The following is an 18,112-nucleotide window of genomic DNA, read 5'->3' as shown; positions in this document are numbered from 1 at the left end:
TTAACAATCCATTTTAGAAAAGCGCCAATTGATTTTCGTCAGGCATGCCATTCAAAACACCATTTTCATCCAAAAACTGTAATAATGTTTTCGAAATACCTCCTCTTTGTGCAAGGTCTTCTTTAGACAAAAATTCTCCTTCTGCTCTGGCGGCAATAATCCGTTTCGCAACATTATCGCCTAAACCAGGTACAGAATTGAATGGTGCAATTAACGTGTTGCCATCAATTAACCAAGCATCAGAGTCTGATTTATAAAGATCAACCATACTGAAATCAATTCCTCGCTCTAATGCTTCATTCGCGATCTCAAGCACTGTTAACAAATCCTTATCCTTTGCAGAAGCATCATTACCTTGATGTTTAATCTCCATAATTTTTGCTTTAGTGCTATTTAGTCCCCGTGACATCGCAACGATATCAAAATTGCTAGCACGCACTGAAAAATAAGCTGCGTAATACAGAGTCGGGAAGTAAACTTTAAAATAAGCAATCCGTAATGCCATTAAAACATATGCTGCCGCATGCGCCCTTGGAAACATATACTTAATCTTTAAGCCAGAGTCAATATACCATTCAGGAACACCTGCTGCACGCATCTCCGCTTGATATTCATCCGTAATTCCCTTACCTTTTCGAACTTTCTCCATAATCTGAAATGATGACTCAGGATTAACACCATAATTGATTAAATCGGTCATAATTTTATCACGGGTTCCAATAACAGTACCAATTGTTGCCACACCCCGTTCAATCAATTCATCGGCATTTCCACGCCAAACATCAGTTCCATGCGATAGACCAGAAATTTGCAATAATTCTGAATAATTTTTAGGATGCGTTTCTTCTAACATTCCTCGAACAAACGCAGTTCCAAACTCTGGCACACCTAATGTCCCTGTTTTAGAAAAAATTTGTTCCTCGGTAACACCTAGTATTTCTGGTGAAGAAAATAAACTCATCACGCCCGGATCATTCATTGGAATGGTCGTTGGATCAATTCCTGACATATCTTGCAAAGCACGAATCATTGTGGGATCATCATGCCCTAAGATGTCCATCTTTAAAATATTATCGTGAATAGAATGAAAATCGAAATGCGTTGTTCGCCAAGTTGCTGATAAATCATCAGCCGGATATTGAATTGGCGTGAAATCATAAATTTCCATATCATCAGGCACAATCAAAATACCAGCAGGATGTTGTCCAGTTGTTCTTTTAACACCAGTCGCTCCCATTGCTAGTCGTTCAACTTCTGCACCTCGATACTGTTTATCATGATCACGTTCGTACGCCTTAACATAGCCAAAAGCGGTTTTATCTGCAACCGTCGCAATCGTTCCAGCACGAAAAACGTTATTTTCACCAAACAGTGATTTCATATAATTATGCGCAAATGGCTGATAATCACCTGAGAAATTCAGATCAATATCTGGCACCTTGTTTCCTTTAAAGCCTAAGAAAGTTTCAAACGGAATGTTATGACCGTCCCCAATCAGCTTCGTACCATCAATTGGACTATATTTTTCAGGCAAATCATAACCCGACTCATAATCACGTGGGTTCACAAATTCAACATAATCACCATTAACACTACGGTAGTGTGGCGGCAATGCATTAACTTCAGTAATCCCAATCAATAAAGCAATCAAAGATGAACCAACTGACCCACGAGAGCCTACCAAATATCCATCTTTATTTGATTTCGCAACTAATCGCTGTGCAACTAAATAAATAACTGCGAACCCGTTTTTAATAATTGAATTAAGTTCTTGCTCGATTCGTGCTTCAACAATTTCTGGTAAAGGATTACCATACATGCGATAAGCCGTTTCGTAAGATTTTTGACGAATTTCATCATTAGCGGTTGGCATATTAGGTGGATAATTACCTGTTTTGATTGCTTCAACATCATCAATCATATCCGCAACAACATGAGTATTATCAATCACCAACTGCTTAGCAAGTTCAGCGTCCATCCAACTAAAATCATCTAAGATTTCTTGTGTTGTCCTAAAATGTAGTTCAGGTAAAGCATAACGATTTAATGGATTAGCACCACCTTGTGAACTTACCAAAATTTTACGATAAATGGCATCTTCTGGGTTAAGATAGTGCACATCTCCCGTGACGACAACTGGCTTATTCAACTCATTACCAATTTTAACAGCCTGCATCATTAATTCACGTAATCTCGCCTCATCCTTAATGAGTTCACCTTCAATTTGAGGTGCGTAATTAGATGAAGGCTGAATTTCAATATAATCGTAATACTTTGCTTTTGCTTTTGCTGCTGCATACCCTTTTTGCATGAGGGCTTCCCAGAATTCTCCTGAACTATCACCAGTTCCCAATAATAACCCGTCACGATATTTATTTAACACAGAACGTGGTACTCGTGGGTTACGATAAAGATAATGAACATTAGATTCAGAAATTAATTTATATAGATTTTTAACGCCAGTTTGGTTTTTAATCAAGATTACAGCGTGATTTGGCCGGCCGTGTCGCCAGGCATCATTATCTGTCATATGATCATTTAATTGGTCTGCATGCGTAATACCGTAAGACTTGCGAGCTTCTTCCAAAAATATCCGATTTAAATGCCCTGTTGTCTCAGAGTCAAAAATCGCCCGGTGATGTTGTTCTAGTACTACCCCAAAATGTTTTGCCAGAGTATTTAAACGATATGAACGCATATTTGGATATAAGAAACGCGCTAATGTCAGGGTATCAATCACAGGATTAGTAATAACCCCCATACCATGACGCTCATATCCTTCGTTCATAAAGCCCATATCAAATGTCACATTGTGACCAACTAAAATTGCATCACCATAAAACTCTCGAAAGGCCGTAAAAACGTCCTTTTCTGATTTAGAACCATGCACCATATCATCAGTAATTGATGTCAAATTAACCGTTGTTTCACTCAACGGAAAACCTGGATCAATAAATTCTGAAAATTCAGCCGTAACGTTACCCTTTACCATTTTAACAGCTGATAATTCGATAACTTTATCATATGCTGCTGACAAACCCGTTGTTTCCACATCAAATACCACATATTCTGCATCAGCCAACTCAATATGTGCCGGGTTAAAGATAATTGGTTCACCATCTTCAACGAGATTTATTTCAACACCATAAATCATTTTAATATTATTCGTCGCTGCCGATGAAGCTGCTTCTGGAAAAGCCTGGGCTCCAGCAGTATCTGTGATGGCAATTGCATCCATTCCCCAGTCACTAGCTTGTTTTACATAATCTTTAATGCCGTTTGTCGCATCCATCGTCGACATTAATGAATGTGTATGTAATTCAATTCGTTTACGATCACCTTCATAATTTTCATGACGTGGTTCATGACTAACTATTTGAATATCGTACGCCATCATCGTTAGGTCGTGTAAAAAATCATCCTGTTGCACTGGTCCACGGGCACGAATCCACATACCTGCTTTAATATTAGCAAAAAATGCCTCATCATTTTCATCACGTGAAAATTTTTTCAAGATAAATGAACTCGTATAGTCCGTGACCTTCATCGTTAGTAATTGGCGTTCAGATTTTAAAATTTTTACTTCAGCATCAAACACATAGCCTTCGACAATTACTGAACGTTCTTCATCAATAATGTCGACCATCTCAGTAATTTCAGCATCATTCGCAATCTTGCGGCCTAAATTATTACCACCATGACTGGTATGCCCGTGATTACTTGTCTGTCGATGCTTTGCAGCCTGCTCTAATTGTACTTGGGCTAATTGTGCTAATTGTTCATCTTGTGATGCCCGTTGTGCCATGGCTTCTGCTTGTGACTGAGCAACCAACTCATCATCAACATGAATTTGAAATGGTAGTTGACCGCTCACACCAATTTGTTGATAACTTTGTTGAATTAACGTCAATCCAGTTTGTTGGGCATAATTAGCCCAAGCTTGTGAATCAAAACGTAATATCAATTGATTATCATGTATTTCTGGCATGATTTGATCAAATGCTCGTTGGAAAGCACCCGGTTCATTTTGATGTTGTTGTAAAATCCAACGCCAATAATCAACAATTTGAGTCAATTCAGGTTGTTTTACGAGATTAATCTCATATTGAATGCTTGCAATATTTGCAAATGTCGTTTGTAGTTTATTAATTAACGTTGCTAAAGTTGTCACATCTGGTAATTTTGGTAATGATAGGTGAAATTGCCAAATTCGTGATTTCTTATGGATCGTTAGTTTCGTTAAAGCTGCTGCTTGGAAAGTGCTGGGCACCTCCTCATATTGCAACTGTTGTAACAATACTTGAAATTGTTCTTGCGGGTTCAACGCCATCACTTATAGCCCCTTTCGTTACTTTTACAATCTATTGCTATTATACATTGTCCAGGCGTCATGAAAATATCAAAACGATTAATTGATTAGACAAATACAAAAAAAGAGGAAGCAACGGGCTAGTTGCTTCCTCTTAAGATAATAAACAGCACATCATACTGCGTCATTATCACTAATAAAACTGGATGGGCTTCCAACTTTATTATTAAAAGGTATACTCACATATACCAATTTAAGGAGTAGTTGCAGGAACGGGCATTCCTGCTAGGTTATGAGTAATCATTATGGGCATCGATAGGACATCTCTGTATCCCTCATCGATAGTTATACTATAAAGCTAAAATCTTAAAACAAATATAAAGTCATTCAATTGATTTAATCTTTATGGCCATTCAAAAATACTTGAAGCGTTGATACAAGTTCTTCAGCTCGCACTTCAATTGCCTCATCTGCTTGACGAAGTTTCACTTCAACGATACCTTCACTAGCTTTCTTACCAACTGTTACTCGTACTGGCAAACCAATAAGATCTGAATCTGCAAATTTTACTCCCGGACGTTCATTACGGTCATCTAACAGTACTTCATAACCAGCAGCCGTTAAACGATCATTTAATTCATCCGTTAATTGTGCTTGCGCTTCATTTTTATACTTAATTGGTACCAAATGCACATCCCATGGTGCAACAGCTGCTGGCCATGACAAACCGTTTTCATCAGCGTTCTGTTCAGCAATCGCTGCTAGCAAGCGTGAAACACCTATACCGTATGATCCCATAATAATATCAGCTTGACGCCCATTTGCGTCCAATACTTGTGCACCCATTGTTTTAGAGTACCGTGTACCCAATTTAAAAATGTGTCCAATTTCAATTCCCTTAGTAAACTGTAAATGACCTTTGTTATCAATTGCAGGATCACCCTCACGTGCAATACGCACGTCGGCAACTTCATCAATTCGGAAATCTCGATCAACATTTGCATTAAGATAATGGAAGCCAGCTTCATTACCTCCAACAACCAGATTAACCATATCAGTTACCCACTCATCAGCAATGATTTTGACATCTTCACCAACACCAACAGGACCCAATGAGCCAAATGGTGCGCCTAAATATTGTTGTGCTTCATCTTCTGTTGCCAAGCGGAGCTCATTAGCATGTAAATAATTTTGAACCTTTACTTCGTTAACTTCATAATCCCCACGTACCAAAATCATAACAGGTTGATTATCAGCCATCATAAACAACGTCTTAACCAATTGGTCAGCTGACGTCTGTAAGTAATTGGCTAATTCAGCAATCGTTGCCACTTCAGGCGTTGCAATTTTTTGTAATTCAGCTAATGGTGCATGTGACTTATTAGGTGTATATAAATCCTTTGCCATTTCCAAATTAGCTGCATAATCTGATTCATCAGAATATGCAATTGTATCTTCACCAGCAGCTGCTGGTGCAGAAAATTCTTTTGAATCAGAACCACCCATGGCACCCGCATCACCAACAATAACACGATAATTTAAACCAACCCGATTAAAGATATTAACATATGCAGATTCCATTTTCTTGTAAGCTTCATCTAGACCAGCTTCGTCTATAGAAAATGAATACGCATCCTTCATAATAAACTCACGACCACGTAAAACACCAAAACGTGGTCGATCCTCATCACGCAATTTGGTTTGAATTTGATATAACGTTAGTGGTAATCGTTTATAAGATTTAATATCGTCACGAATCAAGGTTGTCATTGTCTCTTCATGTGTTGGGCCTAAAATCATATCACGACCATGACGATTCCTTAATTTAAATAAATTTGGTCCATAAGTTTCATAACGGCCTGATTCTTGCCACAATTCAGCAGGCAAAAGAACTGGTGCAGTCATTTCAACAGCATCAATTTTTGCCATTTCTTCACGAATAATTGTATTAATTTTATTTAGTACACGCTGTGCTAATGGTAGATATGCATATACACCGGCAGTTACTTGACGTACATAGCCGGCACGTAACATCATTTGATGTGAAATAACTTCGGCATCAGCTGGTGTTTCACGTAACGTTGGAATAAAAACTTTTGATTGTTTCATGAATTATACCCATTCCTAATCTTTGTGCTTAAAAGCACATTAAAATTCTTTTTCTATCTTACCACATTTGTCTACCAACAGCATTTTCGAGCACAGGGTCACTTAATAAAATACCGCAAAATATCGTTACCTGTCACAGCAATCATTAAAATAAACAATAACCCAACACCAATCAAAGTCACTGTCAATTCCGCTTTTTCTGGTACCGGTCGTCTAATGATTGCTTCAACTGCATTTAACAATAACTTGCCACCATCTAGGCCAGGAATTGGTAGTAAATTCATCATGCCAAGGTTCACTGATAACCATGCCATAAATGAAATAATTGCTAAAATTCCCATCCGACTTACTTCAGAAGTATTTTTATATATTGCCACCGGTCCGCCTAATTTATTTAACGAGAAACCTTGTACAAGATTTTTAATCGCTCTAAAAATTTGAGTCATTGATTGGCCTGTTGCTTGGAACCCATAACGTAACCGAGCACTAATGGCTGTTGTTTGTTTTGAAGTCACACCAATTTGACCAATGACCATCCCCCCATTTTTAATACCATGTGGCTCTAGAATGGCTTGTTTTGTGTGTCCTTGACGTTCATAAGTTAGTACCACGCGTTGATCTGGTAACAATTGAATGGTATTCTGCATGTTTTGCCATGAAGTCACCCGCTTACCATTAATTTCAGTAATCGTATCATTATGACGTAAACCAACCATGGCAGCTGGTGAATCTTTTGCAACTTGATCAATTGTTGTTGTTGAAACACCAGGTAACATGAAAGCTAACCCAATAAATAACAATAATGTCAAAATAAAATTATTCATTGGTCCGGCAAAATTTATCAAAGCACGTTGCCATAATTTTGCAGATTCAATGTGCGTATCTCGTGGCGCAACCAATACCTTCGTGCCATCTGCCTCAATAATTGACGCATCATGATCTACAGGTACCCGAACAAGTTCATCACTATCCGACCAATAGCCTTCAATGAACATATCATCTACCAAATCAACTCGATTGACCGTGATTGTACGACCACCGACCAATTCCTCTTGCTCAGATAAATTAATACGAGTAATCACTTCGTCAACAACGACAACCGTTACTGACATTCCTGGTTGAATTGGTTCTTCATCTGTATCGCCACGGCCAGCCATACGCACATAACCACCAACTGGGAGAATTCGCCAAGTATAAGTTGTCCCATTATGCTGCGTCTGTAGTAATTTTGGTCCCATTCCTATCGCAAATTCTCGTACACGAACACCTGATTTCTTCGCAAAATAAAAATGGCCAAATTCGTGAACAATGACGATAACACCAAAAACAATAATAAATGTAATAATCGCTGTCATTCTTTTCTCCGTCCCTAGTCTAAGTAGGGCTAGTATACAATAAAAACAGGGCGAAAGGATAATTTGTTCTATAATTTATGGTTAAAACTGGAAAGGGGCTGAGACATAAGTCGTTATGATCAGCTGAAAAAGACGCTAATCTATCAATTTTGATTGGTAGATTAGCGCCTTTAAACATGTTCCAAAAGACTGAAGCCTTACTGTAACAATCGGCTTCAAACCGTCTTTTGTCACACGCTCTTTGACCTTATAATTAAAATACACCTAACAAATACATTAATGGTAACACAATCAACATTGAGTCAAATCTATCTAAAATGCCACCATGTCCCGGCAATACTGTACCAGAATCTTTCACATGGTAAAAACGTTTTAATGCTGATTCAATCAAGTCACCGAATTGACCTGCGACTGACAAAATAATACTAATGACTAGCATGATTCCCCAATTGTAAGTTTGTGGGAAAAAGTATGTATAAATCGCAGCGACAACCACGGCGATAACACTACCGCCAATTGAACCCTCCCATGTTTTATTTGGGGAAATGGCCGTTAATTTATGTTTACCAAGTTTACGACCAACTAGGTAAGCACCTGAATCGGTAATCCAAACGATTAAAAAAGCATACATCAACGTAGCAAACCCAGCAGCTCTGGCAGTTACCATCATACCAAAGCCCATACCAACATACATCATTGTAAGTGTAAATACGCCCGCATCTTCAAAATTAAATTTATTACGTGCAACAACCGTATGCAATAACATTAATATAACGAATATATAAAGCATTGACGACCGTTGTAACGTCACTGGTAATTCAATTTTTTGCCAGATACCTGTTGGTAACGTCATAATCAAGGCCCCTAACATCGTTAGGATCGCCCCAAAATCAACTAACAGTGTGCGGCGCATCAAAACAACTTCTGATGCGGCAACGACAGCTAGTACTGATGCTGCGATCTGAATCCAAATACCACCTGCAATCAAAATGGGAACAAAAATGGCTAACGCAACCACTGCCGTAATGACTCGTGTCTTCATGATCTTTTTCTCCTATTTTTTATCACTCTTATTTTCTGTCAAGCCACCAAATCGACGGTGACGTGATTGATATGTTAAAATCGCGCGTTTGAATACGGTTGGTGTAAAATCAGGCCAATGTTCATTAACAAAAACAAATTCAGCATAGGCAACTTGCCATAACAAGAAATTTGATAAACGCTCTTCACCACTTGTTCGAATCAATAAATCGGGATCAGCGTAATCCTTTAAACTTGCCGTCATCATGGCTCGACTCATCATGTCTTCATCAATTGCATCAGGTGCTAATGCACCACTGGCGACTTGTTTAGCAATTTTTTGCACACCCGAGACAATTTCAGAGCGTCCACCATAGTTAAGAGCAAAATTCAATACCATGCCTGTATTATTTGCAGTCTGCGCAATTGCATTATTAACTGCTTTTTGCGTGAAACTAGGTAACTGATCAACATAGCCAATCACATTTACACGAACATTATTTGCCACAAGCTCAGGTACAAATGTGTCAAAAAATTTACCAGGTAACTTCATCAAAAAACCCACTTCAGTTTCTGGTCGTTTCCAGTTTTCAGTTGAAAATGCATACAATGTGAGCACTTTAACGCCTAAATCACTGGCAACTTTTGTTATATCTTTTACAACTTCCATACCACGTTGATGTCCAGCAACTCGTGGTAAGTTTCGACGTTTCGCCCATCGGCCGTTACCATCCATAATAATTGCAATATGATTTGGAATCTGTTGCTGATTAAGCATAATGGTTTGCTCATCAGTATCTTCCTCATGTCGATCATTAAAAAACACGATTTTTCCTCCGCTATTTGACAAATAATCACTATGAATATGAAAATATAAACCACATCATAACCTTATATATTATACCAGTTTGTGTCTTTAGATTTAGGCATTAGCCATTATTTATCAAAAATTTTGTTTGTATTATCATCAAAAGCACCAGCTAACAATGCCTCAATGGTATCCAACACACCATTATGATTATTATCATTAACAGCAAGATTATTGACACGAACCTTCATAAAATCTTCTGCATTTGGCATGACAAATGGATATTTAACATATCTTAACATCTCTAAATCATTACCATTATCACCAAACGCTGCCATTTCTTCAGGTTTAATGCCCCATATTTCCCCTAATTCTTCAAGGCCTGTTCGTTTATTCACACCTGGTGCTAAAATATCAACCGTACCAAAGCCAGACCCTGTTGTGTGCAATTCCTCACCAAATGCTGCCCGTAACTGTTGAATATGTTGATGCACATCAATCCCTTGTTCCCAAACAAATGTGAAACGAAAAATATTATCATCAATATCTTTAAATTTTTCAACTTGATGAACAACTGGATAAAATTGTTTTACCATACTAATAATTTCAGGTGTCGCATGATTAGAGACATAGGCGCCATTGTGCCCTGATAAAACAATCAGGTTAGTCATATCAGGATTGACACTATTATTCCAATCAATGACCCGATCAATTTGTTCACGAGTAATACTTGATTCAGCAATCACTTCGTCATGATTCATAACTAACGCACCATTATCAGAAACGTAAGTAACACGATCAGGATTAACTGGATTAAAATATGAACGTAATTGCTTATATTGGTTACCACTTGCTGCAACAAAACGAATGCCTTTTGAATCTAATTCGTCCAATAAATCTTCCATACGTGCGTAATCAAACGTTCGATCATCTCGTAATAATGTGCCATCCATATCTGTTGCAATTAATTTAATTGTCATTTTTTAATCTTCTCCTTTAACCTAAATATCATTACTTTACTTAAAACATAATTAGAAACTATCACAAAAATATTCTGAATAATATTCCAAAGCATATCGTTTTGATGCAACATCTGTACACCAAATTGCAAGATAATGTATCCTATCACACCAGTTGCTATTCGAGCAAAGAAAAATTTAAACATTTCCAGTAAAATATTAATAAAGCCTGATGTCTGACTATCAAATACCCATTTTCGATTTGTTAAATAAGCAAACAATACACTCAGTAGCCAGGCTAAAAGGTAGGCGCCATTTATTGATAAATGTGCCCATCGTGCACCAGCATACACAATGATACTGACTAATGTGGTTAAACCACCAAATATCAAATACATAATTTGCATTCGATACTTGTTTATTAATTCGATGATTGTCTGCATGTTATTACTCCATTTCACTAATTCGACAAAATAATACTCAAAATATTATATCAAACTCCCAAGTAAACGGTTAGTTTGCTACAATAATGTAGTGAGTTCTTACAATTTTTTTAGAAAGGCATTCTTATGAATATAGATTCTCATGATAATGTATCTCGTTTAAACCAGCTTAAAGAAGCGCCTGTTGATAATCAGCCAATGACTCGTCAACGCCGTCTAAAAACATCATCGCGTTTAAAAGAAATGCAATGGATTGCCTTAATTGTCAGCGTCATTGCTCAAAATATCGTTTGGTGGGTATACCCGTTAATTTATTCAAACAATCTTGCTGGTGGTCAATGGCAACATAACCCGCTACTAATGACTTATAGTCTTATCTTAGCTATTGCAATCTTTTTAACTTTTAACCATGGTTTCTCTCGTTGGATCAATTATATCGTTATCTTAATTCCGCTCTTATTTTTATATTTTCTATATAAACAATTTACCGGACAACAGGTCATGTTGCTTGCATTACTCCCAATCTCGTTACTATTAATCAACATACCATTATTAAACTTGCAAAATATTCTTGGCCTAATATTATATTCAGGTGTTGCAACCCTTGTCATGCCTGTGGTCATTTTTTATCAACAGAATACGTATTTAACTGAGCCTTTTATCCTGAGTTTATTGCCACTATTTTTTAGTTATCTCTATTTCATGAGTAGTCTATTTGTGACAGAAGGCCGCAATAAACGACTAACTTCTTTAATATTTGGTGTTATTTTATTGTTGAATGTTTTAGCATTACCTTGGAATTTTTGGACAATTCTAACAACAATCATTATCGTCTTTACTTGGATGGTGCTGATTAATTTCAATTTGAAACAACGTTATCGCATGATATTTTTTACAGTGCTACAGACTATCACCATTATGGTCATTTTCTTACAGCAAATATAAATACAATCCAGTCACAGACAAACGATTTCTTCCGTTTTGTTTGTGCTTTTTTATTATCTAATTAACATATTAAAATTTCATTATATCATTACTTTTCAACCAACATACTTTCATCATATGAACTATATTGATAAAAAATTGACTAATCAACTAATTTAAAATTTAATAACAGAATGACTTTTCAAAAACATATTAACGATTTATAATATATTTATGGATGAACAATTATCAGAATTTTTTAAATTATTTTCGAATGTTCTACGATTGAAGATACTAAAAATATTAGTCAATCATGAACAAAACGTCTCAGATTTCGTTAACGCAACTGGCTATTCGCAATCAAATATATCGCAACAATTAAAAATGTTGAAACAGGCCGACATTGTTGATTCTCATAAACATGGTAAGCAAGTCTTTTATGCTTTAAAAGATGATCATATTCGGTTAATTATTGCTTTAGCAACAAAACACTTGGAGGAAAAATTATAATATGCATAATCACCATGAGCATGCAGGCGTTCCAAAAAGGCAATTACCTTATCTAACAGGTATTATTCTCAATACGCTCTTCATCATTGTTGAAATGATATTCGCACACTATGCCCATTCAACTGCCCTTTTTGCTGATGCTTTACATAGTATCAGTGATGTTGCTTCATTAATTTTAGCATGGGCAGCCGTGGCCGTTTTTGGGTTACGTGCCACATCGACACACACATACGGCTGGCATAATGCAACTATTTTAGCAAGTTTCATTAATGCTCTCTTTTTGTTAATGGCTGTTTTTGTTATTTGGTATGAAGCCATCGTGAAACTCGTTAATGGTGGCACGGAACCAGCTGGAAATCTTATTATGATCGTGTCAGCTGTTGGTATCCTTATTAATTTTGTGGCTGCAAAGTTTTTTGCGATGGCTGGCGATCACAAAGATGATATTAATGCCAAGGGCGCCTATGTTCACTTAATGGCTGATGCAGGTGTTTCACTGGGTGTCGTTATTGCTGGATTATTAACCATGCTATTAAATTGGTATTGGATCGATCCAATGATTTCAATCATTATCGGCTTTGTCATTATTATTTCATCTTGGGATATTTTTAAACAATCAATCTTATTGATTTTCAATGGTGTACCAGAAAATATCGATGAAGAAGTCGTTAAACAGGCAATCTTAGATAATCCACAAGTTATCAGTTTACACGATTTACACATTTGGGGAATTTCAACAACTGAGACAGCATTAACAGTTCATCTCGTTGTTAATGACCCAGGTGACATGGTATTACTATCTCACCTTGGTCATATGTTACAAGATGACTTACACATTCAGCATACAACCATTCAGCTTGAACGGAATATGCCCGATGAACCTTGTAACGATATTTAATGATAAAAATATAAAAAATAAGCGGTGTCCAACGTCACGATTAGTTGGACACCGCTTTTGCTTCAAAAATTTGAAATCTTATGATGACATTTATTCAGCAACTTTTTTATTCAGTTAGTTCAAGTACTGCAACATATGGTAAGGCACGATAATATTCATTATAATCCATACCATAACCAACCAAAAATTCATCGGGTACCTGCGTGCCAATAAAATCAGGTGTGATTCCACCAGCAGATGCCGATTGTCTTTTATCTGTCGCAACCGCTACATAAACTTTTTTAGCTCCTCGTGCTTCAAAATCAGCTTTTAGATAACGTAATGTCAAACCGGAATCAACGACTTCATCCAATATGACGACTGTCCGATCTTGCAAATTAACTTTTAAATCACGTTGAATTGTAATATGTCCGGTTGATTGATCGCCAACATAACTTGAAACGTCAATATAATCAAGTTCAACCTCACGATGCATGGCTCTCATTAAATCAGCCATCCACATGTAAGCCCCCTTCATCACACCGATAAATACTGGCCGTTCAACATCAACTAGTACTTCATTTAATTCATCTGCAACACGTTGCACCATTTGTGCAATGTCACTAACAGATAAAATTGTGCGTGCTAATCTCATTTCGGTCATCCTTAGTCCTCATTCCAAATATCAAATAAGATGATTGTTTGTTCATTTGAAGGTCCAACGGCAAAAGTATATAGTGGTACACCAATCAGTTCTTCCACACGCTTCAAATAATTTTCAGCATTTTGGGGTAGCTCATCGCGTGACTTAACGCCAGTAATATCTTCTTGCCATCCTGGTAATTCCTCATAAATTGGCGTGACGCGTTGGACATCCTTTAAACTGGCTGGATAATGTGAAATTTGCTTACCATCTAATTCGTAAGCAACTGCCAACTTTACTGTATCAAGCCCTGATAAGACATCTAAACTATTCAATGAAAGATGTGTAAAGCCACCAATCCTTGCAGCGTGGCGTAGTACAACCGTATCTAACCACCCAATACGCCGTGGTCGTTTTGTCACAACGCCATATTCATGACCAATTTCACGAATACGGTCCCCAACTTCATCAAATAATTCTGTTGGGAATGGGCCATCTCCGACACGTGATGTATAAGCCTTCGCAACACCGACAACCCGTGTAATCTTTGTTGGTCCGACACCTGCACCCACTGTTGCACCACCGCCAACTGGTGATGATGATGTCACATAGGGATACGTTCCCTGATCAATATCAAGCATAGCACCTTGCGCCCCTTCAAAGAGCACCCGCTTGTGGTCATCAATATATTCATTGATTAAGACTGTTGTATCAACAATAAATGGCCGTAACTTTTGACCGTATTCATAATATTCATCCACTAATTTTTCAAGATCATATGGTTCATGATCATAGATTTTTTCTAGTAATTCATTTTTTTCAGCTAATACATTTGCTAGACGTTCATGAAGAACCTCTTTATCTAATAAATCAATCATGCGAATTCCGACGCGCGCTGCTTTATCCATATACGTTGGACCAATACCACGACCAGTTGTACCAATCTTGCCATCCCCCTTCTTAGCATCTGCCAATTGGTCAATGAGCATATGATACGGGAAAATAACGTGAGCCCGATCAGAAATTCGCAAATTTTCAGTGGTAACACCCTTTTTTTGGATATCACGCAGTTCACTTAGTAAAGCTTTTGGATTAACCACCGTACCATTACCAATAACTGCCAATCGATTAGGATTAAAGATACCTGATGGTACTGAAGATAATTCAAATTTTTGACCGTCCACATAAATGGTGTGACCTGCATTGTTACCACCTTGATAACGAACAACCATATCTGAATTTTGTGAGATGAAATTTGTAATTTTACCTTTTCCTTCGTCTCCCCACTGACTACCAACAACTACAATCCCTGCCATAATGGCCTCCTATTTTTAAAAATTCGCTCTAACACGAACTATATATACATTTTCAACACCTAATTAATTTTATCAACAAACGTTACTTGTTTCAATGTTCATTCTATAAAAGTTCGACTTTTAGTTAATTTTATAGCAATATATTCGAAATATCGCTATTAAAAAACGACCTTTATATTTTTTAAAAAACAAAAAAAGTGTAAGAAGCGAACTTCTTACACAATAAAATCTATTTTTTATAACGTATTGCTTTCACAATTTCCCAATAAATATTCGGAACTAATGCCAACACAATTGTCACCAACCATGCTGTTCCTGGTAGTGGTACAAAGCTAAACAGTGTTTGTGTTACTGGTAAGATAACCAATAATAGTGATAATGCCAAGGCAATGATTGCCATAATGACTAGCATTGGATTAGCATTGAATTTAATTTTAAACATTGACTGATCACTACGAATATTAAACACGTGTAGAATTGATGTTGCTGATAAGACAATAAACGCCATCGTGTTACCAATTTCTGGTTGACCAATATAGATACCATATCCTTGTGCCAATAAACTGACAACTGCAAATAGCAATACATTAACAACGATCTGTCTTGCCAGCCCATTGGCAAAAATACTTGCTTTCGGACTAACTGGTTTTTGATTCATGACACTATCATGAATTGGTTCCCGGCTTAACGCAAAACCAGGTAACCCATCAGCGACCAAATTAATAAATAGTAGTTGTGTCGCAATTAATGGTGACCCCCAACCAAAGAGCATTGCTGCGACAATAATAACAATTTCTGAAATATTAGCACTAATCAAGAAATTAATTGTCTTTCGGATATTATTGTAAATGCCACGTCCCGTTTCAACAGCGTGTACAATTGTTGCAAAATTATCATCAGTTAAAACAATTGCAGCTGCTTCACGCGCAACATCGGTTCCAGTCTCCCCCATTGCAATCCCAACATCGGCACTCCGTAAAGCTGGTGCATCATTGACGCCATCCCCAGTCATGGCAACCACATCACCACGCCTTTGCCAAGCTTTGACAATTCGAATTTTATCTTCTGGTGTGACTCGTGCATACACTGCATACCGTGTCACATTTTTCTCAAGTTCTACATCAGACATTTCATGTAGTTCTGCACCAGAAAGTGCAAGATCATCTGCTTGTAGAATACCAATTTCACGTGCAATAGCACTTGCTGTAACAACATGATCACCAGTAATCATTACTGGTTTAATTCCCGCAGCTCTAGCTTCAGCTACCGCAGCTGCTGACTCAGGTCGTGGTGGATCAATGATACCAATCAACCCTAACAATGTCATATGTGATTCAAGCTCTTCTTCAGTTGGTTCGTCACTGATTTCAGGTAACTTAACAATTCCCACTGCAATGACACGTAATGCATCTGCACCAAATTGTTCATTAATTTGTTTTGCTGCTTGATGCATTGTTTCTGGAAATTTAGGCAACAAGACATCAAAAGCACCCTTTGTTACTGCTAAATAGCCATCATCAATTTGATGAACTGTTGTCATTCTTTTTCTTGTTGAATTAAATGGTATCTCAAATACTTTTGGATAATCTTTCTGTAACTGTTCGTAGTCACCATATCGTCCCAATGCGTTGACCATAGCAACTTCAGTTGGCAAACCAGTGACTTGATGTTTGGGGTTTGTCACATTAGTTGACAACGCACCAAACTTTAAAACGTCAGACAATTGATTTTTAATTTGTTTATCATCATACACTTGATTAGCTTGTGCATCCCAAATACGACGTACTGTCATTTTATTTTGCGTCAATGTCCCCGTTTTATCCGAGGCAATCACTGTAGCAGCACCTAAAGTTTCAACTGCTGGTAGACGACGCACAATGGCATGTCTTTTGGCCATTTTTTGAACACCCAAGGCAAGTGTAATCGTCACAATAATCATTAATGTTTCTGGCACAACTGCCACCGCCAAAGAAACGGCGGTCATAAACAGTGTTAACAAAGGCTCGTCATAAGCAATACCCAATCCAATCACAATTAGCGCTGACAAAATGGCAATGATGCTTAATCGTTTACCTAAATTCGTTAACCGGTTTTGTAATGGGGTCTTCTCACGTTGTTCATTGCCCAGCAAACCAGCAATTTTACCCATTTCAGTTTGCATACCAACAGCAGTGACTTCTGCGGTCCCACGTCCATTAACAATTACTGTGCCACGATAGACAACATCTAACCGATCCCCTAACGAGTCCTCTGGCTTTGAGTGTTGCGTTTCATCTTTTTCGATGGCTTCACTTTCACCGGTTAGTGCTGATTCTTCAACCCTTAATTCACTTGTTTCAATTAATCTGGCATCAGCAGAAATACGCTTACCATTTTCTAATATTAAGATATCACCAACAACGATTTCAGTAATGGGTATGGTCACAACTTGTCCATCACGTCTGACTGTCGCCTCAGCTTGCTCTAAATCTTTTAAGGAGTCTAAAGCTGCTTCCGCACGTCCCTCTTGATAGATAGCCAATACTGAATTAATAATAACGATTGCAATGATCAAGACACTTTCAAAATAGTGACCATTATTCTGCATAATCGAAGTGATCAAAGAGATAACTGCGGCAATAATCAAAATAATGGTTGCAACATCACTTAAACTCCGCTTTATTTTAGAGAACAGTGATTCCTTAGGTGCTTCTTTGAACACATTTTCACCATATTCTTGCCGAGATTGTTGCACTTCTAATTCTGATAATCCATGTTGCACATTTGTCGGGCTATGATCTCTTTGTCTATTTTCTTCCATACAACTCTCCTTTGTTTCGCAAAAAAAATATTTATCTTA

The 18,112-nt window shown here is 37.4% G+C and carries 13 protein-coding genes; 3 read left to right on the top strand and 10 right to left on the bottom strand.

Translation table 11 applies throughout. From position 1 onward, the window contains the following. Positions 1 to 13: 13 nt before the first annotated feature. The 7 genes from AC3B5D_RS00260 to AC3B5D_RS00230 all read right to left on the bottom strand — a co-directional run bounded on the left by AC3B5D_RS00260 (position 14) and on the right by AC3B5D_RS00230 (position 11,003). The gene (locus AC3B5D_RS00260; protein ID WP_489840067.1) at positions 14 to 4,330 is read right to left on the bottom strand and encodes a PolC-type DNA polymerase III; all 4,317 of its coding nucleotides are present in this window, start codon (positions 4,328 to 4,330) and stop codon (positions 14 to 16) included. Positions 4,331 to 4,705: 375 nt separating this feature from the next. Then, entirely contained in the window at positions 4,706 to 6,418 is a 1,713-nt protein-coding gene (locus tag AC3B5D_RS00255) for a proline--tRNA ligase (protein WP_489840068.1), read from the bottom strand. Positions 6,419 to 6,516: 98 nt separating this feature from the next. Then, complete coding sequence (gene rseP, locus AC3B5D_RS00250) at positions 6,517 to 7,773, bottom strand: RIP metalloprotease RseP (RefSeq protein ID WP_489840069.1); 1,257 nt, start codon at positions 7,771 to 7,773, stop codon at positions 6,517 to 6,519. Between the two features lie 253 nt (positions 7,774 to 8,026). Continuing rightward, on the bottom strand, positions 8,027 to 8,815 hold the full coding sequence (locus tag AC3B5D_RS00245; RefSeq protein WP_489840070.1) for a phosphatidate cytidylyltransferase: 789 nt from the start codon (positions 8,813 to 8,815) through the stop codon (positions 8,027 to 8,029). A gap of 12 nt (positions 8,816 to 8,827) precedes the next feature. Continuing rightward, positions 8,828 to 9,619, bottom strand: a complete 792-nt coding sequence (gene uppS / locus AC3B5D_RS00240; protein ID WP_489840071.1) for an undecaprenyl pyrophosphate synthase — start codon at positions 9,617 to 9,619, stop codon at positions 8,828 to 8,830. Between the two features lie 110 nt (positions 9,620 to 9,729). Continuing rightward, positions 9,730 to 10,581 (bottom strand): Cof-type HAD-IIB family hydrolase, encoded by an 852-nt coding sequence (locus tag AC3B5D_RS00235; protein ID WP_489840072.1) that lies wholly within the window; start codon positions 10,579 to 10,581, stop codon positions 9,730 to 9,732. After that, positions 10,578 to 11,003 carry a GtrA family protein gene (locus AC3B5D_RS00230; RefSeq protein WP_489840073.1) on the bottom strand — a complete coding sequence of 142 codons (426 nt, stop codon included), beginning with the start codon at positions 11,001 to 11,003 and terminating at the stop codon, positions 10,578 to 10,580. The genes AC3B5D_RS00235 and AC3B5D_RS00230 overlap by 4 nt, the downstream gene beginning before the upstream one ends. A 126-nt stretch (positions 11,004 to 11,129) precedes the next feature. Here AC3B5D_RS00230 and AC3B5D_RS00225 point away from each other — a divergent pair, with 126 nt between their 5' ends. From AC3B5D_RS00225 to AC3B5D_RS00215, 3 genes are all read left to right on the top strand, one after another. Next, complete coding sequence (locus AC3B5D_RS00225) at positions 11,130 to 11,948, top strand: hypothetical protein (RefSeq protein WP_489840074.1); 819 nt, start codon at positions 11,130 to 11,132, stop codon at positions 11,946 to 11,948. Positions 11,949 to 12,161: 213 nt separating this feature from the next. Continuing rightward, complete coding sequence (locus tag AC3B5D_RS00220) at positions 12,162 to 12,437, top strand: ArsR/SmtB family transcription factor (RefSeq protein ID WP_489840075.1); 276 nt, start codon at positions 12,162 to 12,164, stop codon at positions 12,435 to 12,437. 1 nt (position 12,438) lies between these two features. Continuing rightward, positions 12,439 to 13,335 carry a cation diffusion facilitator family transporter gene (locus AC3B5D_RS00215; RefSeq protein WP_489840076.1) on the top strand — a complete coding sequence of 299 codons (897 nt, stop codon included), beginning with the start codon at positions 12,439 to 12,441 and terminating at the stop codon, positions 13,333 to 13,335. A 106-nt stretch (positions 13,336 to 13,441) separates the two neighbouring features. On the opposite strand, the gene AC3B5D_RS00210 is transcribed toward AC3B5D_RS00215, so the two are convergent. From AC3B5D_RS00210 to AC3B5D_RS00200, 3 genes are all read right to left on the bottom strand, one after another. Then, entirely contained in the window at positions 13,442 to 13,978 is a 537-nt protein-coding gene (locus AC3B5D_RS00210; RefSeq protein ID WP_489877523.1) for a phosphoribosyltransferase, read from the bottom strand. 2 nt (positions 13,979 to 13,980) lie between these two features. Continuing rightward, positions 13,981 to 15,273, bottom strand: a complete 1,293-nt coding sequence (locus tag AC3B5D_RS00205) for an adenylosuccinate synthase (protein ID WP_489840078.1) — start codon at positions 15,271 to 15,273, stop codon at positions 13,981 to 13,983. A 229-nt stretch (positions 15,274 to 15,502) separates the two neighbouring features. Next, positions 15,503 to 18,073, bottom strand: a complete 2,571-nt coding sequence (locus tag AC3B5D_RS00200) for a cation-translocating P-type ATPase (protein ID WP_489840079.1) — start codon at positions 18,071 to 18,073, stop codon at positions 15,503 to 15,505. Positions 18,074 to 18,112: the final 39 nt, after the last annotated feature.

Source organism: Weissella sp. ESL1177, assembly GCF_058107185.1.
The sequence above is the reverse complement of the archived record's forward strand: the minus strand, read 5'-3'. Positions and strand labels throughout refer to the sequence as shown.

What these genes read in the sequence shown, in the direction of transcription:
- AC3B5D_RS00230 (WP_489840073.1), bottom strand. Translation starts at nt 11,003, where the DNA reads ATGCAGACAATCATCGAATTAATAAACAAGTATCGAATGCAAATTATG.
- AC3B5D_RS00200 (WP_489840079.1), bottom strand. Translation starts at nt 18,073, where the DNA reads ATGGAAGAAAATAGACAAAGAGATCATAGCCCGACAAATGTGCAACAT.
- AC3B5D_RS00225 (WP_489840074.1), top strand. Translation starts at nt 11,130, where the DNA reads ATGAATATAGATTCTCATGATAATGTATCTCGTTTAAACCAGCTTAAA.
- AC3B5D_RS00260 (WP_489840067.1), bottom strand. Translation starts at nt 4,330, where the DNA reads ATGGCGTTGAACCCGCAAGAACAATTTCAAGTATTGTTACAACAGTTG.
- AC3B5D_RS00235 (WP_489840072.1), bottom strand. Translation starts at nt 10,581, where the DNA reads ATGACAATTAAATTAATTGCAACAGATATGGATGGCACATTATTACGA.
- AC3B5D_RS00210 (WP_489877523.1), bottom strand. Translation starts at nt 13,978, where the DNA reads ATGACCGAAATGAGATTAGCACGCACAATTTTATCTGTTAGTGACATT.
- AC3B5D_RS00215 (WP_489840076.1), top strand. Translation starts at nt 12,439, where the DNA reads ATGCATAATCACCATGAGCATGCAGGCGTTCCAAAAAGGCAATTACCT.
- AC3B5D_RS00220 (WP_489840075.1), top strand. Translation starts at nt 12,162, where the DNA reads ATGGATGAACAATTATCAGAATTTTTTAAATTATTTTCGAATGTTCTA.
- AC3B5D_RS00245 (WP_489840070.1), bottom strand. Translation starts at nt 8,815, where the DNA reads ATGAAGACACGAGTCATTACGGCAGTGGTTGCGTTAGCCATTTTTGTT.
- rseP (WP_489840069.1), bottom strand. Translation starts at nt 7,773, where the DNA reads ATGACAGCGATTATTACATTTATTATTGTTTTTGGTGTTATCGTCATT.
- AC3B5D_RS00255 (WP_489840068.1), bottom strand. Translation starts at nt 6,418, where the DNA reads ATGAAACAATCAAAAGTTTTTATTCCAACGTTACGTGAAACACCAGCT.
- AC3B5D_RS00205 (WP_489840078.1), bottom strand. Translation starts at nt 15,273, where the DNA reads ATGGCAGGGATTGTAGTTGTTGGTAGTCAGTGGGGAGACGAAGGAAAA.